Raw genomic sequence first — 2,440 nt, forward strand, 5'->3', positions numbered from 1 at the left:
CTTCCGCTGGATGACGCATCCAAAATCGTGGGCTGCTGGAACGGTCTGGCCAAACGCGCCGGGGCCAACGTTGACGGCACACCGAGCTTCGCCCCCGGTGAACTCTCCATGCAGCGAGCGGTCGCCTTCGCCCGCGACATCAAGGCTTCTAAACAGGTCGCCGAACTGTTCCCACGCGTTGTCGAGGCATATCAGTCCTCGCTCGATGCGCAAGAGAATGAAGGCCACCGCGTCGATGACACCAACCGAGGCCTGGTCTGCGAAGTTCACCACGTCGACGGCACCTTCAACGCCCTGGAACGAAACGCCGAACTCGCCTGGCTGAAATCGCCAGTGGCCGCGGGTGAGTGTCGCATCCTCACGAATGCACGCTGCCTGTCCGAGGGTGTCGACGTCCCAGCGCTTGATGCCGTGCTGTTCCTCCAACCACGGAACTCGATCGTTGACGTCGTGCAATCGGTCGGACGGGTCATGCGGCTGTCTCCGGACAAGGAATACGGCTACGTCGTTTTGCCCGTCGCCGTCCCTGCCGGGATGGAACCCTCCGAGGCGCTCGCCGACAACGTTCGCTTCAAAGTCGTCTGGCAGGTCCTCAACGCTCTTCGGTCCCATGACGAACGGTTCGACGCGATGATCAACAGCATCGCGCTCAACACCGGCAACGCGAAGACCGGCGACGGTAGTAACCAGCTACTCGGAGCACACATCGGTCCCACCACAGACGACCCGTCCGACACCGACACCACCATCACCGCCGGTCCCACCCAGATAGCGCTGTTCTCGCTGTCGCGGTGGCAGGAAGCCGTCTATACCCGCATCGTCGACAAGGTAGGAACCCGCGTCTACTGGGACCAGTGGGCCGCCGATGTCGCCGACATCGCCACCGCCCAGATCACTCGCATTAATGCCATCCTCGCCGCGCCCGACACTGATGCCGCGATCACCGCCCAGTTCGAGCGGTTCCTGAAAGGCTTGCGCGACAACCTAAACGACTCGATCACGCGTGCCGATGCGATCAGCATGCTGTCCCAGCATCTAATCACCAAACCAGTGTTCGACGCCCTGTTCGCCGGCCACGACTTCGCCAGCCACAATCCGGTGTCCCAAGTCATGCAAGCCATGGCCGATGCCCTCGACGGATCTGGCTTGGCCACCGAGACAATGCGGCTGGACAAGTTCTACGCCTCAGTGCAAGCCCGCGCCGAACAGGTCGTCAGCGCCGAGGGCAAGCAGCACCTTATCGCTGACCTGTACCAGAAGTTCTTCCAGACCGCGTTCAAGAAACAGTCCGACGCGCTCGGCATCGTCTACACCCCGGTCGAGGTAATCGACTTCATACTGCGGGCCGTCGACTACGTCTCCCGCGAGAGCTTTGGCCATGGTCTCACCGACGAGGGTGTGCACATCCTCGATGGGTTCACGGGCACCGGAACATTCGCGACCCGACTCCTGCAGTCCGGCCTCATCACTTCCGCAGACATCGAGCGCAAGTACTCAAACGAATTGCACGCCAACGAGATCATGCTGCTGGCCTACTACATCGCCGCCGTGAATATCGAAACCACCTACCACGCGCTAACCGGTAAATCAGACGACTCCAACTGCTATGAGCCGTTCCCGGGAATCGTGCTAGCCGACACTTTTCAAATCAGCGAGGAAGGGGACACTCTTGACCTTGATGTATTTCCCGCGAATAACTCGCGTATAGCCTCCCAACTTGCAACGCAAGTCAGTGTCATCATCGGAAATCCGCCGTACTCAGTCGGACAGACTAGTGCTAATGACTTCAATGCCAATACTAAGTACCCGACGCTCGACGCGAGGATCGCAGACACCTACGTCAAGCGGTCTACAGCGCAGCTAAAGAATAGTCTCTACGACTCCTACCTTCGAGCTTTCCGCTGGGCGACCGGCAGAATTGGCGATGCTGGGATCGTTGCGTTCGTCTCTAACGGCGGCTGGCTCGACGCCAACACCGCCGATGGCATCCGATTGTCGCTGGCTGAGGACTACAGTCGCATTTACGTTTACAACCTTCGCGGCAACGCGCGCACAGCGGGCGAGCTTAGAAAGAAGGAAGCGGGCAACGTATTTGGTGGCAGCAGCCGCAACACCGTCGCGATCTTTGTGGGTGTCAAAGATCGGAAGCACGTTGGACCATGCCACATTTACTACCACGACATCGGCGACTACCTGACGCGCGAGCAAAAACTTCAAATCATCGCCGGCGACCAGATCGACACCATCGACTGGCAACTCATCACCCCAAACACCCAGGGCGACTGGATCACTCTCCGCGACGAAACGTTTGGAACTTGGCCAGCGCTGGGGTACAAGCGAGACCAAGAGGGAGCCCGAATCTTCGCCACCTACTCTGCGGGACTTAAGACGAACCGCGACGCGTGGTGCTACAACTTCTCCACCGAGTCACTCAAAGCAA

General features: G+C 59.5%; 1 protein-coding gene. It reads left to right on the forward strand.

What is annotated here, in order from left to right:
- Positions 1-2,440: helicase-related protein (locus WAN02_RS06750; protein WP_422263393.1), on the forward strand; the 2,440-nt coding region annotated here is incomplete at both ends.

This window comes from Mycobacterium sp. (assembly GCF_049281135.1).
GTDB lineage: Bacteria > Actinomycetota > Actinomycetes > Mycobacteriales > Mycobacteriaceae > Mycobacterium.